Source organism: Cupriavidus sp. 05T41, from assembly GCF_056396525.1.
Map to the genome: position 1 here is coordinate 166013 of NZ_JBFTLQ010000010.1, position 23079 is coordinate 189091.

Genomic DNA, 23079 nt, shown 5'->3' on the forward strand with positions numbered 1-23079 from the left:
CCAGACCAAAAAAACAAGCGCCGCAGGCTGGCTAGACTCCTGCGGCGCTTGTTTTTTGTTGTTCTGCACGGGGAGGGTGCCTCCCCGCGATGCCGCCGGCCGGGCCGGCGGGCACCGCAGCCGGGTGTCTTACAGCCAGTACACCACGATGTAGAGGAACAGCCACACCACGTCGACGAAGTGCCAGTACCAGGCGGCGCCTTCGAAGGCGAAGTGATGGTCGGGGGTGAAGTGCCCCTTCAGCACGCGCACCAGCACCACCGTCAGCATGATCGCGCCCATGGTCACGTGGAAGCCGTGGAAGCCGGTCAGCAGGAAGAAGGTGGAGCCGTAGATGCCCGAGGTCAGCTTGAGATTCAGCTCCGAGTACGCATGGTGGTACTCAAACACCTGGAAGCACATGAAGACCGCGCCCAGCAGGATGGTCAGCACCAGGCCCTGGATCAGCTGGCTGCGCTTGTTGGCCAGCAGCGCGTGGTGCGCCCAGGTCAGCGTCACGCCGGACATCAGCAGCAGTGCCGTGTTGATCGTGGGGATCGGCCACGGGCCCATGGTCTGGAAGCGTTCCACCACGCCGGCCGGGCCGGCATTGGGCCACACCGCGGCGAAGTCGGGCCACAGGATCTTGTTGTTCAGGTCGCCCAGCCATGGCATGGCGATGTTCCGGGCATAGAACAGCGCACCGAAGAACGCCGCGAAGAACATCACTTCGGAAAAGATGAACCAGCCCATCGACCAGCGGAACGACAGGTCGATGTTCTTGCCGTACTTGCCGGTCTCGGATTCGCTGATGGCTTCGGCGAACCAGCTCTTGAGCACGAACAGGAACCACAGCAGGCCGAGGCCGCAGACGTACGGTCCCCAGGGTTGCCCGTTTACCCAGCCGGCAGCCCCGCCGGCCGTCAGCAGCAGGCCGAAGCTTGCCGTGATCGGATGGCGCGATGGGCCCGGTACGAAGTAGTACGGAGCGTTGGCGCGATTCGCACTCATTCTTTTTTCTCCAGCTCAGAGTCTTGATTCAGTAATCGTTATCCGCACATCCGGCCCCGACTGCTGGCCGGCGGCATGCTTTTGCCTGCTTGTACCTGTTACCTGTTACCTGCCCTGCGCCGTACCCGGACTGCGCGGCCTCACCCTACCACGACGCGCACGACGGTAATCAGCACCGCGATCAGGATGGCTACCCCGATCAGGCCGGCGATGATCACATGGACCGGATTGAGCTGTGCCATGTCGCGCTCATGCTCGCTGCCCTTGCGCAGGCCGATGAACGACCAGAACACCGCGCGCAGGGTCTGCGCAAAGGACAGCTTGCGCTTGACCGCGTCCTTCATCTCTTCCACGGCTACTCCCACTACTGCCTCGACCTCGGCCGGCGATGCCGGCCGCTGCTCAAATGCCCTTGCCTGCCCCGGCCGGGGTCTCCAGATCGCCCTGCGGCACCTGCGCCACCGGCGAACCGATCTCGAAGAAGGTATAGGACAGCGTAATGTTCTTCACGTCTTTCGGCAGGTCCGGATCGATCACGAACACCACCGGCATCTCGCGTGCTTCCTTTGCCTTGAGCGTCTGCTGCTTGAAGCAGAAGCACTCGATCTTCTTGAAATACTGCGTGGCCAGCTTGGGCAGGTAGCTCGGGATCGCCTGCGCCGAGATGTCGCGCGACTGCCCGTTCGCCACCTCGTAGACGATGGTGGCCATCTCGCCCGGATGCACTTCCATGGTGTTCTTCACCGGCCGGAATGCGAAGGGGCCGCGCGCGTTGGAATCGAACTCGACCGTGATGGTGCGGCTCTTGTCCACCTGCGTGTTCTTGACCTGGCCGCCATACAGATCGCGCGTGGTCACCACATTGAGGCCGGTGATCTCGCAGATCTTCTTGTACAGCGGCACCAGCGCATAGCCGAACGAGAACATCAGCGCCACCACCACCAGCAGCCGCAGCATCATGCCGCGGTTGAAGCGCCTGTCGGTGGTGTCTTGTGACTGCTGGTTCGTGCTCATTCCAATACCCTGCAGCTTCAGCCCAGAAGAATCATCTTGGCGAAGAAACCCAAAAAGAAAACCATCACGATCGAAAAGAGGATCAGACCGAGACGGCGGTTGGCGGCCTTGCGGTCTGGCTGCGATGGACTTTTGTTTGGATCCTGCATGACACCCTGCTTGCTGGACGCGGAAGGACGGGCATGCCCATCCTTCCTTGCCCGGTTGCGTCTTACCTGACGTGCGGCGGCACTTCAAAGGTGTGGAACGGGGCCGGCGACGGCACGGTCCACTCCAGGCCTTCGGCGCCATCCCAGGGCTTGTCCGCTGCCTTCTGGCCACCGCGATACGACGGCAGCACGACGAAGAAGAAGAAATACACCTGCATCAGCCCGAAGCCCAGCGCACCGATCGATGCGATCGCGTTGAAATCCGCGAACTGGGTCGGGTAGTCGGCATAGCGACGCGGCATGCCGGCCAGGCCCAGGAAGTGCATCGGGAAGAAGGTCACGTTGAAGAAGATCATCGAACCCCAGAAGTGGATCTGCCCGCGGGTTTCGTTGTACATGAAACCGCTCCACTTCGGACCCCAGTAGTAGAAGCCCGAGAACATCGCGAACAGCGAGCCCGCCACCAGCACGTAGTGGAAGTGGGCCACGATGAAGTAGGTGTCCTGCAACTGGATGTCGATCGGGGCCACGGCCGGCATCAGGCCGGTGAAGCCACCGATGGTGAACACGAAGATGAAGCCGATCGCGAACAGCATCGGGGTCTCGAAGGTCATCGAGCCGCGCCACATGGTAGCGATCCAGTTGAAGATCTTCACGGCCGTCGGCACCGCAATCAGCATCGTCGCGTACATGAAGAACAGCTGGCCGGTCACCGGCATGCCGGTCGTGAACATGTGGTGCGCCCACACGATGAACGACAGGATGGCGATCGAGGCGGTGGCGTACACCATCGAGCTGTAGCCGAACAGGCGCTTGCGGGCGAAGGTCGGCACGACGTGCGAGACGATCCCGAACGCCGGCAAGATCATGATGTAGACCTCGGGGTGGCCGAAGAACCAGAAGATATGCTGGTACATCACCGGATCGCCGCCGCCCGCGGCCGAGAAGAAGCTCGTGCCGAAGTGGCGGTCGGTCAGCACCATGGTGATGGCGCCGGCCAGCACGGGCATCACGGCGATCAGCAGGTAGGCGGTGATCAGCCAGGTCCAGCAGAACATCGGCATCTTCATCAGCGTCATGCCGGGCGCGCGCATGTTGAGCACCGTCACGATGATGTTGATCGAGCCCATGATCGACGACGCGCCCATGATGTGCATGGCGAAGATGGCCATGTCCATGCCCGGGCCCATCTGCACCGACAGCGGCGCGTACAGGGTCCAGCCGGCGGCGGTGGCGCCGCCCGGCGCGAAGAACGACAGCACCAGCAGCAGCGCCGCCGGCGGCATCAGCCAGAAGCTGAAGTTGTTCATGCGCGCGAACGCCATGTCGGACGCGCCGATCTGCAGCGGAATCATCCAGTTGGCGAAGCCCACGAAGGCCGGCATGATCGCGCCGAACACCATGATCAGGCCGTGCATGGTGGTGAACTGGTTGAACAGTTCGGGGCGGAAGAACTGCAGGCCCGGCTCGAACAGCTCGAGGCGGATCAGCAGCGCCAGCACGCCGCCCGACAGCAGCATGGTGAAGGAGAACAGCAGGTACAGCGTGCCGATGTCCTTGTGGTTGGTGGCGAACAGCCAGCGCCGCCAGCCGTGCGGATGATCGTGATGCTCATCGTGCGCGTGGTCGTGCGCATGATCGTGCGGGTGCGCAAGCGCGTCCGGGGTAGCAGTACTCATCGCGAAAAACTCCTGTAATCCTGATCAGCCTGCCGCGCGGTCGCCCGCAACGCTGGCCTGCTTGGCGGCGGGCTTGTCTTCCGCCTTGGGAGCGGCATCGCCGCCGGCGGCGCCGCCGCCTTCCGGGAACTTGCCCGCACGGGCGTTCACGAAATCGCTCGGTTGAATCACTTCGCCAGTCTTGTTACCCCAGTTGTTGCGGGTATAGGTCATGACGGCAGCGAGTTCGGTATCGGAGAGATGCTTCCAGACCGGCATGGCACCCTTGCCTTCGAGCAGGATGTGCATCTGGCCAGCCTTCGGGCCGTTGACGACCTTGGAGCCGTCCAGCGCCGGGAACGCGCCGCCGCCCTTGCCGTTCGGCTGGTGGCAGACCGCGCAGTTGGCCGTGTAGACCTTCTCGCCGCGCGCCTTGAGCTCCTCGAGCGTCCAGGTCTTGTTGGGGTCGTCGGCCTTGGCGGCGAGTTCCTTCTTCTTGCCCTCGACCCACTTGGCGTAGTCGGCGTCGGACACCACGCGCACGACGATCGGCATGAACGCGTGTTCCTTGCCGCACAGCTCGGCGCACTGGCCGCGATACACGCCGACCTTCTCGGCCTTGAACCAGGCATCGCGCACGAAGCCGGGGATCGCATCCTGCTTCACGCCGAAAGCCGGGATCATCCACGCGTGGATCACATCGTTGGCGGTGGTGACGACACGGATCTTCTTGTTGACGGGCACCACCATCTCGTTGTCCACCTCCATCAGGTAGGTGTTCGACTTCGGTGCCTCGTTGTTGATCTGCTCGCGCGGCGTGGTCAGCGTGGAGACGAAGGAAATGCCCTCGCCTTCGCCCTTCAGGTAGTCATAGCCCCACTTCCACTGGTAGCCGGTGGCCTTGATGGTGATGTCGGAATTGGTGGTGTCCTTCATCGCCACGACCGTCTTGGTGGCGGGCAGGGCCATGCCGATGACGATCAGGAAGGGGATGATGGTCCAGATCACCTCGACGGTGATGCTTTCATGGAAGGAGGCAGACTTCGCACCCTTGGACTTGCGGTGCTTGAACACGGAATAGAACATCACCCCGAACACGCCGACGAAGATCACCGTGCAGATGATCAGCATCATCCAGTTCAGCCAGTGAATCTGTTCGGCGATCTTGGTAACGGGTTCGGTCAGATTGAGCTGGCGCACGGCTGGACCGCCCGGCATGTCTTCCACTGCCAGAGCTGCCTGGCTAACGAGCAGGGACGCGCCCGTTAGACACGCTGCGGATGCCTTCTTCCACATTTTCATTTGTTATCTACCCAATTTACAGATTCAAATCTGTCAGCCCGCCTGACCGTCGCCGCCCCAGTTCAGAGACAGCGCAGGGCAGAAACGAGCTCCTGCGCGAACTTTCGCCGCTTGTACGGGTCCAGAAAACACCCCACCTGCACAGCGCACTTACCCGAGCGCAACTGCACCAGCGCCCGTAATGATTCACCCAGTTCGACCCGCACCCAGAGCGGGTTGAATTCATGCCGCGTCACCTGCCCGGCGCTGACGGCCTCGACCACCAGCAGGCCGTCTGCCAGGCTGACGCGTTCGTAGTCAGCCGCATGCCGCGCGTAGACCAACAACGCGATACCGAGCCCCAGCAGGTCCAGCCCGGCAAAAGGCAGCACGAGCCACGACCCTCGCCACGCGAAGAACAGTGCGATGGCGAGCGAAACACAGACGATTGAGAGGTAGAACCAGCCGACCTGGCGTGGAGAAAGCGAACAGTTCCGCTTCATCAGCCAGTCTTTGTCCGGCGCGCCGGATCCACCGGAACCACCGCCGGACCCGTCTTGCGCCGTCTGGAATGCGATACCCAAGTCTTGCATCGCCAACCACTCTGCATAGGATGCACACCTGGGACGATCGCCTGGGCCGCACTGACTTAGTGCGATTCCGGGGCACATGTGCCAGGGGAACCACTGCGACAAACTGGCGCATTATAGGGCGCTTCGCCTACTCGAACAAGGCCGTCCCTTGACGGCGGGGCTGGCGCGCGACACGTTTCTGTGCATCGGTGCGGTGCATGCGATGGAGTAGGCGGACACGCCAGCAGGACCATTGCGCCACGCTAGCGACGCGGCCGCGCGCGCCCGATCTTGTCGATCGGCACCACCGCGTGGCCCAGTTCATCGACGTCCTGCTTGCCGCGCGGCGCCAGTTTCCACGCATGGCCGTAGACGATTTCGAAGGTGAGCGGGATCAGCCCGTCGGCGTTGCGATGGCGCTCGAGCGCGGCCAGCAGCGCATCGAGCCAGCGCCGTCCGCGCAAGCCCCGGCTTGGCGATGCGGGCAGGCGCAGGCCACCAAAGGCCTGCACTTCGCGCAGCAAGGTAAGCGGCGACTCGTAGGTAACCGTGATGGTTTCCATGTCCATCACCGGCGTGGACCATCCGCTATGAACCAGCATGTCGCCGATATCGTGCATGTCGACGAAACGCAGCGAGTGCGTACCGCTATCCACATGCGCAAAGGCGTCGCGCAGCTCGGCCAGCGTATCGGGCCCGAACAGCGAGAACAGCACCAGGCCGTCGTTGCGTGCGACACGATGCCACTCGGGAAATACCCTATGCGGCTCTGGATGCCAGTGCAGCGCAAGGTTGGACCAGAGCAGGTCGAAGCTGGCGGGCGCGAATGGCAATGTGGCAAGATCGCCCTGCACCAGGTCGAAGATCGGGCGCTTGCCCAGCATGCGTCCCAGCCAGCCGGCCTGGCGCTGGGGGTCGCGCTGGGCCGCCTCGCGCAACATGGCGCCCGAGATATCCAGCCCGGCGATCTGCGCATCCGGATACTGCGCGCGCAACGCCGCCAGCCCGCGCCCATGGCCGCAGCCGATATCGAGCGCGCGCACGGGCGAGAGCCGGATCATCTGCATGCGCTCCTGCATGCGCTGGCTGATCTCGCCCAGCAGGAAATCCAGCTGGCCGAAGCCGGCGCTGCGCCGGTCGAAGGCCAGGCGGGTCAGCCGCGCAGGCGGCAAATAGGCATCGGGGGAGTCGGCGTCATGCAGGGACACGGGCAAGCGGGGCAGCAGGAGGATGAGGAGCACGGCCGGACGCAGGCGCCCGGGCGGAATACGGCGTGCGCGCCAGCGGGCACGGCGGCCGGACCGCAAGTATACGCGCCTGCCGCGATGGCTGCCGGCGGCGCCGGCGCGGCAGGCAGGCTGCGCCGCCATGCCCGGCGATTGTGGCGAATCATGCTGCCGTCGGCGTGCGCATTGTGCGGCGAAGTGCAGGAAGACGCCGTGTGCGCCGGTTGCGCCGGCGAACTGCTCGCGCCGGTGCCACGTTGCGCTTGCTGCGCCCGCCCCGCCGCGCGCGGCACCTCGCGTTGCAACCCCTGCCGGCTCGAGCCTCCCGCATTCGACGCCGCGGTCGTCCTGGGCGACTACGCGAGCCCGCAGGATGGCCTGGTGCTGGCCCTCAAGTTCGGCGGCGCGCTGCCGCTGGCGGACTGGCTGGCGACGGAACTGGCGCGCCGCTGGCAAGCCGCGAGGCCGCCAGCGAGCACCGCCCGCCCCGCCTTGCTCGCGCCGGTCCCGCTCTCCGCACAGCGCCTCGCGGTGCGCGGATTCAATCAGTCCTGGGAAATCGCCAGGCCGCTGGCACGCCTCCTGGGTGCGCGCGCCTCGCCTACGCTGCTGGCCCGCCTGCGCGATACGCCGGCCCAGGCTTCGCTGGACCTGTCCGCGCGCCAGGCGAACTTGCAGGGCGCCTTCGGGCTGGCGCCGGGCAGCGATATCACGGGCCTGCATGTGGGGCTGGTCGACGATGTGATGACCAGCGGCGCCACCCTGGGCGAAGCGGCGCGCATATTGAAAGCCCATGGCGCGGCGCGCGTCACATTGTTCGTTGCCCTGCGCACGCCCTAGCCCGCGCTAGCGTGACATGCGCCCCTTGCCCGGGGTAAGCTGCGCAGCGTTTTATGGCTGCGGCGCCGCGAGGCCCGCCCGACACCATGTTCAATGTCGTCCTGGTCGAACCAGAAATCCCGCCGAACACCGGCAATGTGATCCGCCTGTGCGCCAATACCGGCGCGCGGCTGCATCTCGTCAAGCCGCTTGGCTTTCCGCTCGAGGATGCGCGCATGCGCCGCGCGGGCCTGGACTACCACGAGTACGCCAGCATGCGCGTGCATGAAAACTGGGACGCACTGATGGCCAGTGAGCAGCCCGATCCGGCCCGCATGTTCGCCCTCACCACGCACGGCTCGACGCCGTTCGGGCAGGTCGGCTTCCGGCCCGGCGACTGGTTCGTGTTCGGATCGGAGACGCGCGGCCTGGCGCCCGAGCGGCGCGAATGGTTTCCCGCCGCGCAGCGCATCCGCCTGCCGATGCGGCCCGACAACCGTAGCCTCAATCTCTCCAATACCGTGGCGGTCGTGGTGTTCGAAGCGTGGCGGCAAAACGGCTTCGCCGGCGGCGCCTGAGCGCTCTCCCGCCTATTCCGGCTCGACGCCGGCGATCCGGATCACCTTGTCCCAGCGCGCCTTCTCGCTCGCCATGGTCTGGCGCAGCGATTGCGGCGCCGTGCCTGCCGGCACGAAATACTGCGCGCGCATCTTGGCGCGCACGTCCTCGCTGCCGATGATGGCCACCAGTTCGCGGTAGAGCCGGTCGATCACCGGTGCCGGCGTGCCGGCCGGCGCCAGCACGGCCTGCCAGGAAATCGCCTCGAAGCCCGGATAGCCGGACTCGGCCACGGTGGGCACGTTGGGCAGCAGGCCGGTGCGCCCGCTGGTAGTGACCGCGATGATGCGCAGCTTGCCGGCGGCGACCAGCGGCATGGCGATCGCCGGCACCATGAAGCCGGCCTGCACCTGGCCACCGACCATGGCCGTGGTGATCTGCGCAAAGCCCGGGTAGGGAATATGGGCGAGGTCGATCTTCGCCATCGCCTTGAGCTGCTCCATGGCCAGGTGCGCGGCGCTGCCGTTGCCCACCGAGCCGTAGTTCAGCACACCGGGCCGCGCGCGGGCCAGCGCCACGAACTCGCCCACGTCGTGCACCGGCAGGCGCGCGTCCACCACCAGCACATTGGGCGAAGTCGCCACCAGCGATACCGGCGCGAGCTGGCGCACGGGATCGTAGCCAAGGTGGCGCGACAGCGTCGGCGCGGTGACCAGCGGCCCGTTGATGGTGAGCAGCAGGGTGTAGCCGTCGGGCGCGGCGCGCGCCACCAGGCCGGTGCCGATATTGCCGCCGGCCCCGGGGCGGTTTTCCACCACCACGGGCTGGCCGAGCGACACCGACAGCTTCTCGGTAAGCAGGCGTGCGATCAGGTCCGGCGAGGAACCGGCCGGAAACGGCACCACCATGCGGATCGGGCGTACCGGCCAGGATTGCCCGGCGGCAGGCGAAGCCAGCAATGCGCCGGGCACAGCGCTGGCGGCAAGGGCGATCAGGACGCGGCGGCGGGCCGCAATGGAGTCTGGGGGCATGGGGCGGAGCGATGGCGGCACGGCATCCGTGGCGCCGCGGGAATCATTGGTCATTGCGAAAAACGGGAAGACGCGAGGCGCGCTCACTCGTGCGCTCACTCGTCCCGGGCATCGCGTTGCAGCAGGCGCGCCACCGCATCGGCGACAGGCAGGCCTTCGAACAGCACGGCGCAGACCGCGCGCGTGATCGGCATCTCGACACCCTGTGCCGCGGCCAGCGCCGCCACCGCCTGGGCGCAGCGCACGCCTTCGGCCACATGGCCCAGGTCGGCCAGGATCTGTGCGAGCGTCTTGCCTTCGGCCAGCTGCTGGCCGACCTTGCGGTTGCGCGAGAGGTCGCCGGTAGCGGTCAGGATCAGATCGCCCATGCCGGCCAGGCCCATGAAGGTCTCGACCCGTCCGCCCAGCGCCATCCCGAGGCGCGTCATCTCGGCCAGGCCGCGCGTCACCAGCGCGGCGCGCGCGTTCAGGCCCAGCCCGAGCCCGTCGCTGGCGCCGGTGGCGATCGCCAGCACGTTCTTCACCGCCCCACCCACCTCGGCGCCGACCAGGTCATCGCTGCCGTAGATGCGCATCGCATGATGATGAAAGCCCTGCTGCGCCAGCTCGGACAGCACCGGCGACGTGCCCGCGACAGTCAGCGCGCATGGCAGTCCGAGCGCCACCTCCCGGGCAAAGCTCGGTCCGGTCAGCACGCCGTACAAGGTTTCGTCGAGGCGGCCGGCGGCATCCAGCTCCTCCCGCACCATCTGATGCGGGAGGGCGTTGGTGCCGGCTTCGAAGCCCTTGCACAGCCACAGCATGCGCAGGCCGCCGTTGCTGCGCGTGGCCAGCCGGCGTGTCATCTCGCGCAAGCCGGAGACCGGCGTGGCCACGATCACGAGGCCATCGGGATCGGCATCGACGTGCGCCGCGGCCCGCTCGAAATCGGCCTCGAAGGCGAGCTTTTCCGAAAGCGCCACGCCAGGCAGGTAGGTGGCGTTGACACCGGCGGCGCCGATCGCCGCCAGCTCGGCGGCATCGCGCCCCCACAGCACCACCTCGTGGGCCGCGGCGGCATGGCTGGCCAGCGCGGTGCCCCAGGCGCCGGCTCCGAAGACAGTGATTTTCATGACGGTTTGCCTCGCTCGTTTGGTGGCCTGGACGCTCGGCCGCCGGCCGCTTGCGTCGCACATGGGCGGGCCGGAATGACAAAACGGGGCACGTGGCCCCGTCTTTACTGCATACCGCGCCAGGATCCGTGGATCAGTGGCGGGCCTGGCTGCCGTCGGGCATCACGATGCCGCTGTTGCCGCCCTGGGCGGCTTCGGCTTCCTGCATCGCAGCCTGCAGGCGTTGCTCGTACAGTGCCTGGAAATTGATTTCCGACAGGTGGATGGCCTGGAAACCGGCGCGCGTGATCACGTCGGCGATATTGCCGCGCAGATACGGGTAGAGGATGGTCGGGCACGCAATGCCCAGCAGCGGGTCGAGCTGCTCCACCGGCACGTTGCGGATATCGAAGATGCCGGCCTGGTGCGCTTCGACCAGGAAGGCGACCTTGTCCTGCACCTTGGTGGTCACGGTACCCGTCACCACCACTTCGAAGATGCCTTCCTGCAGTTGCGAGGCGCCCACGTTCACCTGCACTTCCACGGCCGGGGCTTCCGTCTCGAGGAAGATGCCGGGCGAATTCGGCTGTTCGAGCGACATGTCCTTCAGGTACACACGCTGGATATTGAAGAACGGCTGGTCTTCCTGCTGATTGTTTTGCTCGTCGCTCATGAAAGGCTTCCGGGAATGGGCATTGGACGCCAGATACCCAGGCCGCAAGCGCTGCGGGCGGCAATGGCCCAGGCTGGCGACCCGGGCAGGCACCCGGTTGGAAAACGCATATGGTACATGACGCGGGTGGCGAATTCACCCGCGTCGCGGCTAGGAATTTGCCTCAGGCCGCCAGCAGCGGCGTCAATCCGCCCTGGCGGTCGAGTGCGGAGAGATCGTCGAAACCGCCCACGTGGGTTTCGTCGATATAGATCTGCGGCACCGTGCGGCGCCCTGTGCGGCTCATCATTTCTTCGCGCCGTCCGGGCTCGCGGTCGATCAGGATCTTCTCGATCGCATCCACGCCCTTGGCCTTCAGAAGGCGCTCGGCCATCTGGCAATACGGACAAACTACCGTGCTGTACATCACAACGCGGGCCATGCGGTTCTCCTTTGAAACTTGGCTTTGGCTTGGCTCGGGGCGGCCGGCAGGTGGCCGGTCAGGTACGCTGCCGCGCCCTTTGCTGCGCCCGGCGCGCGTTTTACTTGACCACCGGCAAGCCGGCTTGCTGCCACGCGGCCAGGCCGCCTTCGAGCGAATAGATCTCACTGTAACCGGCTTCCTTCAGGACTGCTTGCCCCTTGCCCGAACGCTGGCCAGTCTGGCACACGACGATGATGGGGACGGACTTGTCCTTTGCAAGGCCGGCGGCGCGGTTGGCCAGGTCGGCAAGTGGCGCACTCTTGGCCTGCGGCAGGTGCCCCTTGGCATATTCGGTGGCTTCCCGGATATCCACGACCACCGCATTGCGCTTGTTGATCATCTGCGTGGCGCTGGCCGGATTGACGGATTTGCCGGAGGTGCCGCGCGAGATGGCGGGCCAGGCCAGCAGGCCGCCCGACACCACGGCAATGGCGATCAAGGCAAGGTTGTTGTAGTCGGCGAAGAAATTCACGTTGGCATTCCGGTGGGTTGAGTCGGCGGCATTATAAAATAGACGGTTTAGCGCCCGCGACCGCCATTGTCTCCTACTTGACACATGAAGGCGCAAGTGGCACGGCGCGCACAGGTTTCTCACGCTTTGGAAGCAGCATGTACAAACTCGTTCTCATTCGCCACGGCGAATCCACCTGGAATCTCGAAAACCGCTTCACCGGCTGGGTCGACGTCGACCTGACCGACACCGGCGTGGCCCAGGCCAAGCTGGGCGGCAAGCTGCTGCGCGAGGCGGGCTTCGCCTTCGACGTAGCCTATACCTCGGTCCTCAAGCGCGCCATCCGCACGCTGTGGCACGTGCAGGACGAAATGGACCAGATGTGGATCCCGGTGCGGAACGAATGGCGCCTGAACGAGCGGCACTATGGCGCGCTGTCCGGCCTCAACAAGGCGGAAACCGCGGCCAAGTTCGGCGACGAGCAGGTTCTGGTATGGCGCCGCAGCTACGACACCCCGCCGCCGGCGCTGGAACAGGACGATCCGCGCGTCGCGTACGACGACCCGCGCTACGCCAGCGTGCCGCGCAACGAGATCCCGCTCACCGAATGCCTCAAGGATACGGTGGCCCGCGTGCTGCCGCTATGGAACAAATCCATCGCACCCGACATCAAATCGGGGAAGCGCGTGGTGATAGCCGCCCATGGCAACAGCATTCGCGCGCTGGTGAAGTACCTGGACCAGATCTCGGATGACGACATCGTTGGCATCAATATCCCCAATGGCACCCCGCTCGTGTACGAGCTGGACGCCGAGCTGCGCCCGCTGCGTCATTACTACCTGGGCGACCAGGAAGCGCTCGCCGCCTCGCTGGCCGCCGTGGCCAACCAGGGCAAGGCACGCTGAGGCAAGGGCCGGGCGCGCGCCTCCGCGTGCCGCCCGGCCGTTGCCGGCAGCGGAACAGACCTTTTTTTCCGCTCCCTCTTATACTGTCGGACAAAACCGGCCGGTGTGACGCACCAGGCCGGCTCCGACATAGCATAATCCTCACACGTTCAGGCAGCCCTCATGCGTAAGACGCTCAAGAACATCAGTCTTGTTTCTGCCGGACTCGTTGCCGGCGTGCTGGCCACGCTGCAGCTCTCGGCCACGGCGCAGAATTCGTCCGGGCCGCTGCCGCTGGAGCAGTTGCGCCTGATGGCGGACATCTTCGGCCAGATCAAGCGCGAGTACGTAGAGCCGGTCGACGACAAGAAGCTGCTGACCGAAGCCATCAAGGGCATGGTCGCCAGCCTCGACCCGCATTCGGCCTACCTGGACGAGAAGGATTTCAAGGAACTGCAGGAAGGCACGCGCGGCCGCTTCGCCGGCCTCGGCATCGAGATCTCGCAGGAAGAAGGGCTGGTCAAGGTGATCAACCCGATCGAGGACACCCCCGCCTTCCGCGCCGGCATCCAGCCCGGCGACCTGATCACCCGCATCGACGACAAGCCCGTGCGCGGCCTGCCGCTGGAACAGGCGGTCAAGCGCATGCGCGGCGAGCCGGGCACCAAGGTCACGCTGACCATCTACCGCAAGAGCGACGAACGCACCTTCCCGGTCTCGATCACGCGTGCCGAGATCCGCGTGCAGTCGGTCAAGGCCAAGCTGATCGACAACGACCGCCTCGCCTGGGTGCGCCTGACCAGCTTCCAGGAACGGACCGTGGCCGACCTGGGCAAGAAGCTCGATGATCTGGCCAAGAAGAATCCCAACCTCAAGGGCGTGATCCTCGACCTGCGCAACAACGGCGGCGGCGTGCTGCAGGGCGCCGTGGGCGTGGCCGCGGCCTTCCTGCCCGACGACGTGACCGTAGTCTCGACCAACGGCCAGGTGCCGGACGCCAAGCGCGTCTACAAGACGACCTTCAACAACTACCGGCTGTCGTCGATCGAGGATGACCCGCTCAAGAGCCTGCCGGCGCTGTACAAGAAGATCCCCATGGTGGTGCTGACCAACGCCTACTCGGCCTCGGCGTCGGAGATCGTGGCCGGTGCGCTGCAGGATCACAAGCGCGCGCTGATCATGGGCAAGACCACCTTCGGCAAGGGCTCGGTGCAGACCGTGCGCCCGCTGACCAACGAGACCGGCATCAAGCTGACCATCGCTTACTACTACACGCCGACCGGCAAGTCGATCCAGGCCAAGGGCATCCGCCCGGACATCCCGGTCGACCAGAATCCCGAGGGCGATCCCGACGACGCGCTGATCACGCGCGAGATCGACACCGAGCGCCACCTGCACAACAAGCAGGAATCGGAAGAGCCGGAGATGAACGAGCGCGAGCAGCGACGCGTGGAAGAGCTGCGCCGGCTCGAGGAAGAGAACGCCAAGAAGACACCGGAAGAGCGCGAGAAGGAACGCAAGAAGAAGCCCATCGAGTTCGGCTCGGCGGATGACTTCATGCTGCAACAGGCCATCGCGCAGCTCGAAGGCCAGCCGGTCAAGCGCTCCAAGTCCAAGCTCGAAGCCGTCGCGACCTCGGACAAGCCGGCCAAGCCCGCCAAGAGCGCAAGCCCGGCCAAGCCCGCCGCCCCGGCCGGCAAGACCCCGGCAAGCGCACCACCGGCAAGCGCCCCGATGGGAACGCCGCTGGGCACGCCGACCGGCAAGGCTCCCTGAACTCCTCTCGAATAAAGGCGGCCCTGCGGGGCCGCTTTTGCATGGCACCGCATGAACGACGATCAACTGCTGCGCTACTCGCGGCATATCCTGCTCGACGAACTCGGCATTGAAGGTCAAGGCCGCCTGCTGGCCGGCCGTGCGCTGGTGATCGGCGCCGGCGGGCTGGGCGCGGCCGCACTGCCCTACCTCGCATCGGCCGGGGTCGGCACCATCACGGTGGTCGACGACGACGTGGTAGACCTCACCAACCTGCAGCGCCAGGTGATCCACACCACCGCCAACGTCGGCCGGCCCAAGGTGGAGTCCGCGCGCGAAGGCATGCTGCGCATCAACCCGGACCTCGACGTACGGCTGGTTGCCGCGCGCGTGGGCCCCGATCAGCTGGCGCAACTGGTCGCCGATGCCGACGTGGTACTCGACTGCTGCGACAATTTCGCCACGCGCCAGGCGGTCAATCGCGCCTGCGTGCAGCACCGCGTGCCGCTGGTTTCGGGGGCGGCGCTGCGCTTCGACGGGCAGGTCAGCGTGTTCGACCACCGCCAGCCGGACGCACCGTGCTACGCCTGCCTGTTTCCCCCGTCGCAGCCCGCGCAGGAAGTCGCCTGCGCCACCATGGGCGTATTCGCGCCGCTGGTGGGCATGGTCGGCACCGTGCAGGCGGCCGAAGCGCTCAAGCTCCTGATGGGGGTTGGCACCAGCCTCGCCGGGCGCCTGCTGATGGTCGATGCGCTCGGCATGGAATGGACTACCATGCGGCTCGGCCGCGCGCCGGACTGCGAGGTCTGCGGTGGCGGCCATGATGGCCACCCAGGCGCCTGATGCCGATCCCGATGCCTCCCGTCAAGGGCCGACGCAACAGGCTTGCGCCACCGTTTCAGGCGCGCGTGTGTTCGCGCAGGTAGGCCAGCACGGCCGGGCGCGCGCCGCGGAACACGATCCTGGCCTCGCGCTGCTCGCGCTGGTAGGCATACATCGGGTCGTAGTACTGGCTTAGCAGCACGGCGATCCAGGCCCGGTGCATGTCGGTTTCTCCGCTGCCCTCCTGGCGCGCCAGTGCCTGATCCAGCAATGCCGACAGCCTCGCGTAGCGTACCCCGCCAAGGCGCCCGGCAATCGCTGCCATGGCCTCGCGCAGGCGCGCGGCGTAGGCCGCGAACCCGGCCTGCCCGCCAAATGCCGCCATGAACTCGCCGGACAGGCCGAGCACATAGTCGTCGAGCACCCGGCTCACGCGCGCCTCGAATGGCTCCTCCAGCCAGACCAACGGGGCCGCCTGCATGGCGAGATAGAAAGGCAGCGGCAAGGTGCGCCTGCCGATATAACGCCCTTCGTCTTCCACCACCAGGGCCGGGTGCCCGGCCGCACGGCGGCGCAACAGATCGATCGCCATGCCATTCTCGAAATCGATCTGCGTGGGCTGCGCCACGGCCCGCCGGCCGAAGCTCGATCCACGATGCCGGGCATGCCCTTCCAGATCGATGGCGGCGCCCTCCCCGGCGACCAGATCCGCGATCAGTTCGGTCTTGCCGCTGCCGGCGAGGCCGCCAAGCATCAGCAGGCCGCAGTTCGCCGCGGCCGCATCGAGGGTCTCGATCAGGAAGGTGCGCATCGCCTTGAAGCCGCCGGCCACGCGCGGACAGGCAATGCCGGCATCGTCGTTCAGCCACTGCTGCACGATCTGCGAGCGCAATCCGCCGCGAAAGCAGTACAGGTAGCCATCCGGGTGGGCGCGGGCAAAACCCGCCCAGGCGGCGACGCGCGCGGCGCGGATCTCGCCCGACACCAGGCGGTGCCCCAGCGCAAGCGCGGCGGCCTGCCCTTGCTCCCTGAAGCACAGGCCCACCTGATGCCGCTCGGCGTCATCCATCAGCGGCAGGTTGACGGCATCGGGAAAGGCGCCTCGCGCGAATTCGGCCGGCGCGCGGACATCCAGCAACGGCGCGCCGGAGAGAAAGAGCCGCCTGAGATCAGCCGTATCTGCGCGCATCGCGAACCAGAGCCTTCAAGTGAAAGAGAGAGACGGCGTGCGGGGGAGGATTTGTCGTTCGATTTGTCGTTCGATTCGATTGTACGCACGCGCAAGGCACAGGCATGCAAGGTACCGGCGACCGCGTGCGAAAACCGCCTCGAATGGGAATCTAAATCCGAATGATAAGGGTTACTACCAGAATGCAGGCAAGAGCGGCAGCACCGGACGGCACCGCGCGTGTGCGGCCACCAGGTTCTTGCGAACGTGCGGCCGACTGCTGGGCGGCTTACTGCTCGCCCGGCTCCATCTGCGACTGCAGATAGTTGGGCAGGCCAACCTTGTCGATCAGGTCGAGCTGCGTTTCCAGGTACTCGATATGCTCTTCGGTGTCGGTCAGGATATCGACCAGGATGTCGCGGCTGACATAGTCGCCCACCGATTCGCAATATGCGACGCCTTCCTTGACCGTGGTGTGCGCGGCTTGCTCCAGCTTCAGGTCGCACTTGAGCATTTCCGGGGTGTCTTCACCCAGCAGCAGCTTGTGCAGGTCTTGCAGGTTGGGCAGTCCGTCGAGCATCAGGATGCGGTCGATCAGGCGATCCGCGTGCTTCATCTCGCCGATGGATTCCTTGTATTCCACGTCGCCGAGCTTCTTCAAGCCCCAGTGGCGATACATGCGGGCATGCAGGAAATACTGGTTGATCGCGGTCAGCTCGTTCTTCAGCTGCGCGTTCAGGTGTTGGATGACCTTCTTGTCACCTTTCATTGGAGGCTCCTGTTGCATCGGGCCCCCGCAAAAACGCGAAGCGGCGCAAGGTGCGCCGCGTGCAGTCTGGAAATGGGAAAACGCGCCGCAATCTAAAAATTGCGGGCGAGTTCAGGCAACCAGCTCAGTTTGCTGGTCGTTCGCGACTGCCGGGTCCCGAGTGTCCATTATGGCACGCGGACCAGAGGACGAACAGGAGGAAATGTCCACCACATGGATGGTGGCGACCGTTACGTTGCGCACCGCCGCCACGCCTTCGCACAGGACCTGGTGGGCGCATTCGCGGCAGCGGCCGCAGCAGGTGCCAACACCCAGCGTTTCAGCCAGCTCTTCCAGCGTTTGCACGCCAAGATGGGCGGCTCCATGGATTTCTCGGTCGGTAACCTGATTGCAGATGCAAACGTACACAAATGCCTCCTTGGGGCAGGGGTGACACCGGCATGTCACCCTCGATGTACGCCAGAATATCAGAGATCGAAAATGATAACAATTCCCATTAAGGCACAAAGGGTACATGCCAGGAGAGCGCCACTTTGCACCAGTTTCCGGCATGCGGGGGTCGTCACACTCCCGCCGAAAAGTGACGGATTACCCCCAATCACGGTGCCGGATCCGAGGCAAAAACCCCAACCACATCAGGGTTGTCCGAGCCGTCACAGCTGCTTCAGCGCGCAGGCCAGTTCCTCCGGCTCGTAGGCACACAGGACCTGCTCCACCAGCCGCTCCAGCCGCTGGCAGTCGGCATGCAGGACTTCCTGCTTGACCCGCAGCAGCTGCGAAGGATGCATGGAGAATTCGCGCAGCCCCATGCCCAGCAGCAGCCGGGTCATGGCGGGGTCGCCCGCCATCTCGCCGCACACCGCCACGGGCACGCCGGCGCGGTTGGCCTCGCGGATGGTGCGGGCAATCAGCTGCAGCACCGCCGGGTGCAGCGGGTCGTACAGATGCGCCACGGCGTTGTCGGCACGGTCGATGGCCAGCGTGTACTGGATCAGGTCGTTGGTGCCGATCGAGAGGAAATCCATGCGGCGCAGGAACAGCGGCAGCATCAGCACGGCTGCCGGAATCTCGATCATGGCCCCGACCTTGATGTTCGGGTCGAAAGCCTGGCCGCGCGCGTCGAGCTGGCGCTTGGCCTGGGCGATCAGGTCCAGGGTCTGGTCGATCTCGCGCGCGTGCGCCAGCATCGGGATCAGCAGGCGCACCGGCCCGAAGGCCGAGGCACGCAACAACGCCCGCAGCTGGGTCAGGAACATCGCCGGTTCCGACAGCGACCAGCGGATCGCGCGCAAGCCCAGGGCGGGATTCAGCGCGGTCTCGAAATCGTCGCCCCGCCCGTCGCGTCCGTCCAGGGGCTTGTCGGCGCCGATATCGATGGTGCGGATGGTGACCGGCAGGCCGTGCATGGCATCCACGGCGCCGCGGTAGGCATGGAACTGCTCCTCCTCGTCGGGCAGTTCGCCGCGCCGGTTCATAAAGAGGAATTCCGAACGGAACAGCCCCACCCCGACGGCACCGGCAGTGAGCGCCGCGCTGGCGTCTTCCGCCATCTCGATATTGGCCAGCAGGTCGATCTCGAGCCCGTCCAGCGTCACCGCCGGCGTATGGCGCAGGCGCTGCAGGCGCTTCTTCTCCAGGGCCCGCTCGCTCTGGCGGTGGCGGTATTCCTCGAGGATGATGGCCGACGGGTCGACGATCACCAGGCCGGCGTCGCCGTCGATGATCACCCAGTCGTCCTGGCGGATCAGCTCGCTCGCGCTCTGCACGCCCACGGCGGCGGGGATGTCCAGGCTGCGCGCCACGATGGCGGTGTGCGAGGTGCGCCCGCCCAGGTCGGTCACGAAGCCATGGAACACGGTATGGCGGAACTGCAGCATGTCGGCCGGCGAGATATCGTGCGCGACCACGATCACGCCCGGCGCGGGCTCGCCGTCGGGGGCGAGCGTGGAAGGCGGCGCCGGGGCCGGCGCCAGCATCGCCGCGCCGGCCAGCACCTTGAGAAGGCGCTCGACCACCTGGCGGATGTCCGCCTTGCGCTCGCGCAGGTATTCGTCTTCGATTTCGTCGAACTGCCGCATCAGTTCTTCGAGCCGCGTGGTCAGCGCCCATTCGGCGTTGTAGCGGCGGTTGCGGATCAGCGCCTCGGGTTCGCGCGCAAGCGCCTCGTCGTCGAGGATCATCGCGTGCACGTCGAGGAAGGCGCCCATTTCCTCCGGCGCCTCGCGCGGCAGGTCGCGCTTGAGCGCGGCCAGTTCGGCCCGCACCACCGCGCGCGCGGAGCGCAGGCGCTCGACCTCGTCGTCGAGCCGGTCTTCATCGACCAGGTAATGGGAGACATCGAGCGCGGCAGGCGCGAGCAAATGCGCGCGGCCGATGGCGACGCCGCGCGAGACCGGGATGCCGTGCAGGGCAAATGGCATGTACCGCTCCGTCAGGAACGTTTAAGAAGTCTGGCCGTGGCCAGCAGCCTCGAGAGCCGTCGCAGGATGCGGCAAGGCGGCCCCGGCCGGGCGCGCCATGGCGGACGGTGCCGCCGCACTCATCCTGGGCCGGCCCTTATTCTCCCTCGCCGAAGCGGTTGGCGATCAGCGCCAGCAGCGCGTCCATCGCCTCCTGCTCGTCGGGACCGTCGGTCTCGATGGTCACGGTCGAGCCAATGCCGGCGGCCAGCATCATCACGCCCATGATGCTCTTGGCGTCGACCTGCCGGCCGTTGCGCGACATCTTGACCTGACTCACGAAGTTGCCGGCCAATTGCGTCAGCTTGGCGGATGCGCGGGCGTGCAGCCCGAGCTTATTGATGATGTTGGTGTCCCTCTGCAGCATATTTGTCGGGATGATTAGCGATCTGGTTCTGGACAGTGGTGGAGCCTACCTGCAATACCCCCTGCGAGCCGCCGGCCAGGGCCTTGAGGGCGAGCTGGTCGAGCTTCTCGGTACGGTAGCAGATGGCGCGCACCAGCATGGGAAGGTTGACGCCGGCGAGTACCTTGACGCGGCCCGGCTCGGCGAGCCGGGCCGCGATATTGGCCGGCGTCGCGCCAAAGATATCGGTCAGCACCAGCGCACCGTTCTCTTCGCAGATCTCGGCGAGACGGCGCCGGGCTTCGGCCAGCACGGCGGCCGGCTCGGCGTCCGGCGTGACGTCGATCGCTTCGAGCCGTTGCGGCTGGCCACAGTAGACGTGGGCGGCGCAGTCGCGCAATGCCGAAGCCAGCGGGGCGTGCGCGATGATCAGAATGCCTGCCATGGTGGTGAATCCGTTGGATTGACGCGATTGTAGCAGGCACTCCAGCCGGCGAAGTCAGCCGCGGCTGACTTCGCACCGGCTTAGCCCGCGCGGGCCTGTACCGCCTGCTCCAGCGCGTCGATGAACATGGCGGCCACCTGGAAGCCGGTCTGCTGCGTGATTTCCTGGAAACAGGTCGGACTCGTCACATTGACTTCGGTGAGGTAGTCGCCGATCGCGTCCAGCCCGACCAGCAGCAGGCCGCGCTCCCACAGGCCCGGCGCCAGCGCCTCGGCGATCTCGCGGTCCCGCTGCGAAAGCGGCTGCGCCCGCCCCGTGCCGCCCGCGGCCAGGTTGCCGCGCACTTCGCCATCCTTGGGGATGCGCGCCAGCGAGTATGGCACCGGCTTGCCGCCGATCAGCAGGATGCGCTTGTCGCCGTCCTTGATCTCGGGGATATAGCGTTGCGCCATCAGCGTGCGCGCGCCGTTCTCGCCCAGCGTCTCGATGATGGAACCGAGGTTGAGGCCATCCGCGCCGACCCGGAAGATCCCCATGCCGCCCATGCCGTCGAGCGGCTTGAGGATGACGTCGCGGTGCTCGGCGTGGAACTCGCGGATGCGGTCGGCATCGCGCGTGACCAGGGTAGGCGTGGTGAACTGGGGATACTTCGCGATCGCCAGCTTCTCGGAAAAGTCGCGCACCGCCTGCGGCTTGTTGAACACATTGGCGCCATGCGACTCGGCCAGCTCCAGCAGCCAGGTGCTGGTCACGTATTCCATGTCGAACGGCGGGTCCTTGCGCATCAGGACGGCGTCGAAGCCCGTCAGCGGATGCAGGGCGGGCTCGCCGGCGCGATACCAGTCATGCGCATCGCCGGTCAGCTGCAGCGGGCGCACCACGGCCTCGACCCGGTGCGCCGACAGCGAGAGCTGCGACTGCAGGCAGGCAAACAGCTCGTGGCCGCGCTCGGCCGCCTCCACCATCATGGCGTAGGTGGAGTCCTTGTAGGTCTTGAAGGTGTCCAGCGGGTCGGTAATAAACAGAATGCGCATGTTGGCTCGTCCCGGATCGCAGGGGCCGCGCGCAGCGCGCGGCACGTCAAGGCGCTGCCACACGGCAGCGCCGCCTCACAGAATCGGATTGGGGTCGGTCTTCTCGAGTTCCAGTGAGGCAGCCAGCAAGGCCAGCCGCGCCACCACGCCGTACATATAGAACCGGTTCGGCACCGCCGCGCCAGGCTTGGCATGACTGTCCGGAATGCCGTTCGGCGCAAACGCCAGCGGCACGAAGTGCATGCCCGGCGCATTCAGGTTCTCGTCGTTGCCGCGGCCGGTATGGACGCGGTAGAAGCCGCCGACCACATAGCGGTCGATCATGTACACCACCGGCTCGGCCACCGCCTCGTTGACCTTCTCGAAGGTGTGCACGCCTTCCTGGATGATGACGTCGTTGACCTCGAGGCCTTCCTTGACGACGCTCATCTTGTTGCGTTCCTTGCGGTTCAGCCCCTTGACCTCGGCCGGATCGCGCACGGTCATGATACCCATGCCATAGGTGCCGGCATCGGCCTTGACGACCACATAAGGCGTTTCCTTGATGCCGTACTCGCGATATTTCTTGGCGATCTTCTTGAGCACCGCCTCGACCGAGTCGGCCAGCGCGTCCTCGCCCACGCGCTCGTGGAAATCGATGCCCGAGCACTTGGCGAAATACGGATTGACCATCCAGGGATCGATGTCGATCAGCTTGGCGAACTTCTTGGCCACCTCGTCGTAGGCGGCGAAGTGGCTGGTCTTGCGCCGCGTCGACCAGCCCGCGTGCAGCGGCGGCAGCAGGTACTGCTCGTTGATGTTCTCCAGGATCGGCGGGATGCCGGCCGAGAGATCGTTGTTGAGCAGGATCGAACAGGGATCGAAATCCTTCAGCCCCAGGCGGCGTCCGCGCGCGCCCAGCCGCGCCAGCGGCTCGACCACCAGCGTCTGGCCGTCGGGCAGATCGATCGGGGTGGGTTCGGTGATGTCCTCGGACAGCGAGCCCAGCCGGACATTGAGTCCGGCCTGGCGCATGATCAGCGACAGGCGCGCCACGTTCTGCAGATAGAACATGTTGCGCGTGTGACGCTCGGGGATCAGCAGCAGGTTCTTGGCATCCGGACAGATCTTCTCGATCGCGGCCATGGCCGCCTGCACCGCCAGCGGCAGCATTTCAGGCGCTAGGTTGTTGAAACCGCCCGGGAACAGGTTGGTGTCGACCGGCGCGAGCTTGAAGCCGGCATTGCGCAGATCGACCGAGCAGTAGAACGGAGGCGTATGTTCCTGCCATTCCAGCCTGAACCAGCGCTCGATGGACGGCGTCGCGTCCAGGATCTTTTTTTCCAGCTCGAGCAGCGGACCGTTCAGCGCGGTGATGAGATGCGGGACCATATACATCCTATTGATCGTCTTTATCGTTCGCCCAGATTGTAGAGGAACGG

Annotated in this window: 26 protein-coding genes; 5 read left to right on the forward strand and 21 right to left on the reverse strand. The window is 65.8% G+C overall.

Annotated features, from left to right (window positions below):
- Positions 1-129: 129 nt before the first annotated feature.
- The 8 genes from AC1DKV_RS08725 to AC1DKV_RS08760 all read right to left on the reverse strand — a co-directional run bounded on the left by AC1DKV_RS08725 (position 130) and on the right by AC1DKV_RS08760 (position 6872).
- Positions 130-990, reverse strand: a complete 861-nt coding sequence (locus AC1DKV_RS08725; protein ID WP_441613745.1) for a cytochrome c oxidase subunit 3 — start codon at positions 988-990, stop codon at positions 130-132.
- Between the two features lie 140 nt (positions 991-1130).
- Positions 1131-1343, reverse strand: a complete 213-nt coding sequence (locus tag AC1DKV_RS08730) for a DUF2970 domain-containing protein (protein ID WP_441613746.1) — start codon at positions 1341-1343, stop codon at positions 1131-1133.
- A 49-nt stretch (positions 1344-1392) separates the two neighbouring features.
- Positions 1393-2004: a cytochrome c oxidase assembly protein gene (locus tag AC1DKV_RS08735; RefSeq protein WP_441649702.1), complete on the reverse strand. Its 612-nt coding sequence runs from the start codon at positions 2002-2004 to the stop codon at positions 1393-1395.
- Between the two features lie 17 nt (positions 2005-2021).
- Complete coding sequence (locus AC1DKV_RS08740; RefSeq protein ID WP_441613748.1) at positions 2022-2153, reverse strand: cytochrome oxidase small assembly protein; 132 nt, start codon at positions 2151-2153, stop codon at positions 2022-2024.
- A 62-nt stretch (positions 2154-2215) separates the two neighbouring features.
- Positions 2216-3832 (reverse strand): cytochrome c oxidase subunit I, encoded by a 1617-nt coding sequence (gene ctaD / locus AC1DKV_RS08745; RefSeq protein ID WP_441613749.1) that lies wholly within the window; start codon positions 3830-3832, stop codon positions 2216-2218.
- 24 nt (positions 3833-3856) lie between these two features.
- Entirely contained in the window at positions 3857-5113 is a 1257-nt protein-coding gene (gene coxB / locus AC1DKV_RS08750) for a cytochrome c oxidase subunit II (protein ID WP_441613750.1), read from the reverse strand.
- A gap of 62 nt (positions 5114-5175) precedes the next feature.
- Positions 5176-5685, reverse strand: a complete 510-nt coding sequence (locus AC1DKV_RS08755) for a DUF2244 domain-containing protein (protein WP_441613825.1) — start codon at positions 5683-5685, stop codon at positions 5176-5178.
- Positions 5686-5927: 242 nt separating this feature from the next.
- Complete coding sequence (locus AC1DKV_RS08760) at positions 5928-6872, reverse strand: methyltransferase domain-containing protein (protein ID WP_441613751.1); 945 nt, start codon at positions 6870-6872, stop codon at positions 5928-5930.
- Here AC1DKV_RS08760 and AC1DKV_RS08765 point away from each other — a divergent pair.
- Positions 6861-7730, forward strand: a complete 870-nt coding sequence (locus AC1DKV_RS08765; RefSeq protein ID WP_477137592.1) for a ComF family protein — start codon at positions 6861-6863, stop codon at positions 7728-7730. The two genes, AC1DKV_RS08760 and AC1DKV_RS08765, sit on opposite strands and share 12 nt — an antisense overlap.
- Positions 7731-7816: 86 nt before the next feature.
- On the forward strand, positions 7817-8287 hold the full coding sequence (gene trmL / locus AC1DKV_RS08770) for a tRNA (uridine(34)/cytosine(34)/5-carboxymethylaminomethyluridine(34)-2'-O)-methyltransferase TrmL (protein WP_441613753.1): 471 nt from the start codon (positions 7817-7819) through the stop codon (positions 8285-8287).
- A 12-nt stretch (positions 8288-8299) separates the two neighbouring features.
- On the opposite strand, the gene AC1DKV_RS08775 is transcribed toward trmL, so the two are convergent.
- The 5 genes from AC1DKV_RS08775 to AC1DKV_RS08795 all read right to left on the reverse strand — a co-directional run bounded on the left by AC1DKV_RS08775 (position 8300) and on the right by AC1DKV_RS08795 (position 11997).
- Positions 8300-9298 carry a Bug family tripartite tricarboxylate transporter substrate binding protein gene (locus AC1DKV_RS08775; protein WP_441649704.1) on the reverse strand — a complete coding sequence of 333 codons (999 nt, stop codon included), beginning with the start codon at positions 9296-9298 and terminating at the stop codon, positions 8300-8302.
- A gap of 95 nt (positions 9299-9393) precedes the next feature.
- Entirely contained in the window at positions 9394-10410 is a 1017-nt protein-coding gene (locus tag AC1DKV_RS08780) for an NAD(P)H-dependent glycerol-3-phosphate dehydrogenase (RefSeq protein ID WP_441649705.1), read from the reverse strand.
- Positions 10411-10543: 133 nt separating this feature from the next.
- Complete coding sequence (gene secB, locus AC1DKV_RS08785; RefSeq protein WP_441613756.1) at positions 10544-11062, reverse strand: protein-export chaperone SecB; 519 nt, start codon at positions 11060-11062, stop codon at positions 10544-10546.
- A gap of 163 nt (positions 11063-11225) precedes the next feature.
- Positions 11226-11483, reverse strand: coding sequence for a glutaredoxin 3 (grxC, locus tag AC1DKV_RS08790; protein ID WP_441613757.1), 258 nt, complete (start codon positions 11481-11483; stop codon positions 11226-11228).
- A gap of 100 nt (positions 11484-11583) precedes the next feature.
- A complete protein-coding gene (locus AC1DKV_RS08795; protein WP_441613758.1) occupies positions 11584-11997 on the reverse strand; it encodes a rhodanese-like domain-containing protein in 414 nt (137 codons plus the stop codon).
- A gap of 137 nt (positions 11998-12134) precedes the next feature.
- On the opposite strand from AC1DKV_RS08795, the gene gpmA reads away from it, so the two are divergent.
- The 3 genes from gpmA (at position 12135) to AC1DKV_RS08810 (ending at position 15458) form a co-directional block, all read left to right on the forward strand.
- Positions 12135-12881, forward strand: a complete 747-nt coding sequence (gene gpmA, locus AC1DKV_RS08800) for a 2,3-diphosphoglycerate-dependent phosphoglycerate mutase (protein ID WP_477137593.1) — start codon at positions 12135-12137, stop codon at positions 12879-12881.
- Positions 12882-13043: 162 nt separating this feature from the next.
- On the forward strand, positions 13044-14636 hold the full coding sequence (locus tag AC1DKV_RS08805) for a S41 family peptidase (protein WP_441649706.1): 1593 nt from the start codon (positions 13044-13046) through the stop codon (positions 14634-14636).
- A 51-nt stretch (positions 14637-14687) separates the two neighbouring features.
- Positions 14688-15458, forward strand: a complete 771-nt coding sequence (locus AC1DKV_RS08810; protein WP_441649707.1) for a HesA/MoeB/ThiF family protein — start codon at positions 14688-14690, stop codon at positions 15456-15458.
- 55 nt (positions 15459-15513) lie between these two features.
- Here AC1DKV_RS08810 and mnmH read toward each other — a convergent pair whose 3' ends face one another.
- From mnmH to gshA, 8 genes are all read right to left on the reverse strand, one after another.
- A complete protein-coding gene (gene mnmH / locus AC1DKV_RS08815; RefSeq protein ID WP_441649708.1) occupies positions 15514-16626 on the reverse strand; it encodes a tRNA 2-selenouridine(34) synthase MnmH in 1113 nt (370 codons plus the stop codon).
- Between the two features lie 268 nt (positions 16627-16894).
- Positions 16895-17374, reverse strand: a complete 480-nt coding sequence (bfr, locus tag AC1DKV_RS08820) for a bacterioferritin (RefSeq protein ID WP_441613763.1) — start codon at positions 17372-17374, stop codon at positions 16895-16897.
- Positions 17375-17485: 111 nt separating this feature from the next.
- Positions 17486-17782, reverse strand: a complete 297-nt coding sequence (locus tag AC1DKV_RS08825) for a (2Fe-2S)-binding protein (protein ID WP_441649709.1) — start codon at positions 17780-17782, stop codon at positions 17486-17488.
- Between the two features lie 245 nt (positions 17783-18027).
- The gene (gene ptsP / locus AC1DKV_RS08830; RefSeq protein WP_441613765.1) at positions 18028-19794 is read right to left on the reverse strand and encodes a phosphoenolpyruvate--protein phosphotransferase; all 1767 of its coding nucleotides are present in this window, start codon (positions 19792-19794) and stop codon (positions 18028-18030) included.
- A gap of 136 nt (positions 19795-19930) precedes the next feature.
- Entirely contained in the window at positions 19931-20200 is a 270-nt protein-coding gene (locus AC1DKV_RS08835) for an HPr family phosphocarrier protein (RefSeq protein ID WP_035861002.1), read from the reverse strand.
- Positions 20169-20624, reverse strand: coding sequence for a PTS sugar transporter subunit IIA (locus AC1DKV_RS08840; protein WP_441613766.1), 456 nt, complete (start codon positions 20622-20624; stop codon positions 20169-20171). Before AC1DKV_RS08840 ends, AC1DKV_RS08835 begins: the two co-directional genes overlap by 32 nt.
- Positions 20625-20704: 80 nt before the next feature.
- Positions 20705-21658 carry a glutathione synthase gene (gshB, locus tag AC1DKV_RS08845; RefSeq protein ID WP_441613767.1) on the reverse strand — a complete coding sequence of 318 codons (954 nt, stop codon included), beginning with the start codon at positions 21656-21658 and terminating at the stop codon, positions 20705-20707.
- A gap of 75 nt (positions 21659-21733) precedes the next feature.
- Positions 21734-23029: a glutamate--cysteine ligase gene (gene gshA / locus AC1DKV_RS08850; protein WP_441613768.1), complete on the reverse strand. Its 1296-nt coding sequence runs from the start codon at positions 23027-23029 to the stop codon at positions 21734-21736.
- Between the last annotated feature and the right edge of the window lie 50 nt (positions 23030-23079).

What these genes read in the sequence shown, in the direction of transcription:
- AC1DKV_RS08725 (WP_441613745.1), bottom strand. Translation starts at nt 990, where the DNA reads ATGAGTGCGAATCGCGCCAACGCTCCGTACTACTTCGTACCGGGCCCA.
- AC1DKV_RS08735 (WP_441649702.1), bottom strand. Translation starts at nt 2,004, where the DNA reads ATGAGCACGAACCAGCAGTCACAAGACACCACCGACAGGCGCTTCAAC.
- AC1DKV_RS08740 (WP_441613748.1), bottom strand. Translation starts at nt 2,153, where the DNA reads ATGCAGGATCCAAACAAAAGTCCATCGCAGCCAGACCGCAAGGCCGCC.
- ctaD (WP_441613749.1), bottom strand. Translation starts at nt 3,832, where the DNA reads ATGAGTACTGCTACCCCGGACGCGCTTGCGCACCCGCACGATCATGCG.
- coxB (WP_441613750.1), bottom strand. Translation starts at nt 5,113, where the DNA reads ATGAAAATGTGGAAGAAGGCATCCGCAGCGTGTCTAACGGGCGCGTCC.
- AC1DKV_RS08755 (WP_441613825.1), bottom strand. Translation starts at nt 5,685, where the DNA reads ATGCAAGACTTGGGTATCGCATTCCAGACGGCGCAAGACGGGTCCGGC.
- AC1DKV_RS08765 (WP_477137592.1), top strand. Translation starts at nt 6,861, where the DNA reads ATGCAGGGACACGGGCAAGCGGGGCAGCAGGAGGATGAGGAGCACGGC.
- trmL (WP_441613753.1), top strand. Translation starts at nt 7,817, where the DNA reads ATGTTCAATGTCGTCCTGGTCGAACCAGAAATCCCGCCGAACACCGGC.
- AC1DKV_RS08775 (WP_441649704.1), bottom strand. Translation starts at nt 9,298, where the DNA reads ATGCCCCCAGACTCCATTGCGGCCCGCCGCCGCGTCCTGATCGCCCTT.
- AC1DKV_RS08780 (WP_441649705.1), bottom strand. Translation starts at nt 10,410, where the DNA reads ATGAAAATCACTGTCTTCGGAGCCGGCGCCTGGGGCACCGCGCTGGCC.
- secB (WP_441613756.1), bottom strand. Translation starts at nt 11,062, where the DNA reads ATGAGCGACGAGCAAAACAATCAGCAGGAAGACCAGCCGTTCTTCAAT.
- grxC (WP_441613757.1), bottom strand. Translation starts at nt 11,483, where the DNA reads ATGGCCCGCGTTGTGATGTACAGCACGGTAGTTTGTCCGTATTGCCAG.
- gpmA (WP_477137593.1), top strand. Translation starts at nt 12,135, where the DNA reads ATGTACAAACTCGTTCTCATTCGCCACGGCGAATCCACCTGGAATCTC.
- AC1DKV_RS08805 (WP_441649706.1), top strand. Translation starts at nt 13,044, where the DNA reads ATGCGTAAGACGCTCAAGAACATCAGTCTTGTTTCTGCCGGACTCGTT.
- AC1DKV_RS08810 (WP_441649707.1), top strand. Translation starts at nt 14,688, where the DNA reads ATGAACGACGATCAACTGCTGCGCTACTCGCGGCATATCCTGCTCGAC.
- mnmH (WP_441649708.1), bottom strand. Translation starts at nt 16,626, where the DNA reads ATGCGCGCAGATACGGCTGATCTCAGGCGGCTCTTTCTCTCCGGCGCG.
- bfr (WP_441613763.1), bottom strand. Translation starts at nt 17,374, where the DNA reads ATGAAAGGTGACAAGAAGGTCATCCAACACCTGAACGCGCAGCTGAAG.
- ptsP (WP_441613765.1), bottom strand. Translation starts at nt 19,794, where the DNA reads ATGCCATTTGCCCTGCACGGCATCCCGGTCTCGCGCGGCGTCGCCATC.
- AC1DKV_RS08835 (WP_035861002.1), bottom strand. Translation starts at nt 20,200, where the DNA reads ATGCTGCAGAGGGACACCAACATCATCAATAAGCTCGGGCTGCACGCC.
- AC1DKV_RS08840 (WP_441613766.1), bottom strand. Translation starts at nt 20,624, where the DNA reads ATGGCAGGCATTCTGATCATCGCGCACGCCCCGCTGGCTTCGGCATTG.
- gshB (WP_441613767.1), bottom strand. Translation starts at nt 21,658, where the DNA reads ATGCGCATTCTGTTTATTACCGACCCGCTGGACACCTTCAAGACCTAC.
- gshA (WP_441613768.1), bottom strand. Translation starts at nt 23,029, where the DNA reads ATGGTCCCGCATCTCATCACCGCGCTGAACGGTCCGCTGCTCGAGCTG.